Annotated in this window: 2 protein-coding genes; both read right to left on the bottom strand. The window is 65.6% G+C overall.

Annotated elements, in window-relative coordinates; all coding sequences use genetic code 11:
* Positions 1-2510 (bottom strand): carbamoyl-phosphate synthase large subunit (gene carB, locus ACFWF3_RS30440; protein WP_379317121.1); only part of this gene is annotated, 2510 nt, incomplete at its 3' end.
* A partial coding sequence (locus ACFWF3_RS30445; protein ID WP_379317123.1) for a DUF4276 family protein occupies positions 2510-2982 on the bottom strand: 473 nt, incomplete at its 5' end. The genes carB and ACFWF3_RS30445, both read right to left, overlap by 1 nt.

Below are 2982 nucleotides of genomic sequence, written 5' to 3' on the forward strand. Positions count from 1 at the left end.
CCCTTGGCCAGCGCGATGGTGGAGCGGCGCACGGCCTCGATGTCGCTGCGACCCAGAGTGATCGGGGGCAGCGCGCAGGCGGAGTCACCGGAGTGGATACCGGCTTCCTCGATGTGTTCCATCACGCCGCCGAGGTAGACCTCGTCGCCGTCGCACAGCGCGTCGACGTCGATCTCGATGGCGTCTTCGAGGAAACGGTCGACCAGCACCGGGTGATCCGGGTTGAGCTCGGTGGCGCGGGAGATGTAGCCCTCGAGGGACTGCTCGTCGTAGACGATCTCCATGCCGCGCCCGCCCAGCACGTAGGACGGGCGGACCAGCACCGGGTAGCCGATCTCGCCTGCGATCTTCTTGGCCTGGGCCACCGTGGTGGCGGTGCCGTACTTGGGCGCGGGCAGTCCGGCGGCGACGAGCACGTCACCGAATTCGCCACGGTCCTCGGCCAGGTCGATCGCGGCCGCGGAGGTACCGACCACCGGCACGCCGGCGTCGGTGAGCCGCTGCGCCAGACCCAGCGGGGTCTGGCCGCCGAGCTGCACGATCACACCGGCGACGGTGCCCGACTCGGCTTCGGCGTTGTACACCTCGAGGACGTCCTCGAAGGTGAGCGGCTCGAAGTAGAGACGATCGGCGGTGTCGTAGTCGGTGGAGACGGTCTCGGGGTTGCAGTTGACCATCACGGTCTCGTACCCGGCGGCCGACAGGGTCTGGGCCGCATGCACACACGAGTAGTCGAACTCGATGCCCTGACCGATGCGGTTCGGGCCCGAGCCCAGGATGATGACCTTCTCGCGCTCACGCTGCGGCGCGACCTCGGACTCCGCACCGGGATCCAGCTCGTAGGTGCTGTAGTGGTACGGGGTCTTGGCCTCGAACTCCGCGGCGCAGGTGTCGACGGTCTTGTAGACCGGGCGCACCGCGAGCCGGTGACGCAGCGAGCGCACACCCGACTCACCGGCCAGCTCGGGCCGCAGGGCGGCGAGCTGACGGTCGGACAGGCCGTAGTGCTTGGCGCGGCGCAGCAGATCCTCGTCGAGGACGGGCGCGTCGAGGACTTCGGTCCGCAGCTCGACCAGGCCGAGCACCTCGGCGACGAACCACGGGTCCACACCGGAGGCCAGCGCGACCTCCGCGACGCTCGCGCCGTAGCGCAGTGCGCGTTCGACCTGGTAGATGCGACCTTCGGTCGGCACACGCAGGTCGGCGAGGATGGCTTCGATCGCCTCGCGCACCGAGGCCGGATCGCTGGGATCGGCCGGGGCCCACTGGCCGTCGTCGGTGGTCCAGAAGCTGGCGGCCTTGGTCTCGAGCGAGCGCAGCACCTTGCCGAGGGCCTCGGAGAAGTTGCGGCCCATCGACATCGCCTCGCCCACCGACTTCATGGTGGTGGTCAGCGTGGCGTCGGCGCCGGGGAACTTCTCGAACGCGAACCGCGGCGCCTTCACCACGACGTAGTCGAGCGTCGGCTCGAAGCTCGCCGGGGTCTCGCCCGTGATGTCGTTGACGATCTCGTCGAGGGTGTAGCCGATGGCCAGCTTGGCGGCGATCTTGGCGATCGGGAAGCCGGTGGCCTTCGACGCCAGCGCCGAGGAGCGCGAGACGCGGGGGTTCATCTCGATGACGATCAGGCGACCGTCTGCGGGATCCACCGCGAACTGGATGTTGCAGCCGCCGGTGTCGACGCCGACCTCGCGCAGGATCGCGATGCCGAGATCGCGCATCTTCTGGTACTCGCGGTCGGTGAGGGTCATCGCGGGAGCGACGGTGACCGAGTCACCGGTGTGCACGCCCATCGGGTCGACGTTCTCGATCGAGCAGACGATGACCACGTTGTCGTTGCGGTCACGCATGAGCTCGAGTTCGAACTCCTTCCAGCCGAGGATGGACTCCTCGATCAGGACGTTCGCGGTCGGCGAGGCGGACAGGCCGCCACCGGCGATGCGGTCGAGGTCGTCCTCGTTGTAGGCCATGCCCGAGCCGAGCCCACCCATGGTGAACGAGGGACGCACGACCACGGGGTAACCGAGGTCGGCGACGGTCTCGCGGACTTCGTCCATGGTGTAACAGACGGCGCTGCGGGCACTCTCGCCGCCGACCTTGGCGACGATGTCCTTGAACTTCTGCCGGTCCTCACCGCGCTGGATGGCGTCGAAGTCGGCGCCGATCAGCTCGACGTTGTACTTCTGCAGCACACCGTTCTCGTGCAGCGCGACCGCAGTGTTGAGCGCGGTCTGCCCACCGAGGGTGGCCAGGATGGCGTCGGGGCGCTCCTTCTCGATGACCTTCTCGACGAACTCCGGGGTGATCGGCTCGACGTAGGTGGCGTCGGCGAACTCCGGGTCGGTCATGATGGTCGCCGGGTTGGAGTTCACCAGCGACACGCGCAGTCCCTCGGACCGCAGCACCCGGCACGCCTGGGTACCGGAGTAGTCGAATTCGCACGCCTGGCCGATCACGATCGGGCCAGAGCCGATCACCAGGATGTGCTTCAGATCCTCGCGGCGTGGCACTAGTTAGCCTCCTTCTGATTCACAAGTCTACGGAGCCCATCTCGAAACTGACAGAAGCTGTCAGATCTGTTTGACTCAATATTCATCACTGCAGAAATATCTATTGCTGCTCGCACCTTTGCCAAGCCGCCCGAATGATGCCCCGCTCTTTCAAGAACCCTATGCAAAGCTTCAGCAGTTCCGCCCTTTATCGCATCCGGGTTACGGAAAGGGACTCGAGACGCGAGAGAGGAAGGCACTCCCGGATAGGCGGTGCACATCGCCTCCACATCGCCAAAGAACCAAGCCTCCAATTCTTCGATGGCGATGCGGTTCAAGACCTGAAAGCAGCCCCCCGATGAGGAGGAAGCGGTAACCAAGCCAACTTTCTGTGCCGATAACTCTAACTTGGACTTAAGTACGACACAGTCTTCGTCGTCCCTGTCGACAATGACGACGATGCCAACATTGTCGGACACCCAGGATTTATAGT

The organism is Nocardia sp. NPDC060220, from assembly GCF_042727815.1.
In the GTDB taxonomy this organism is placed as follows: domain Bacteria; phylum Actinomycetota; class Actinomycetes; order Mycobacteriales; family Mycobacteriaceae; genus Nocardia.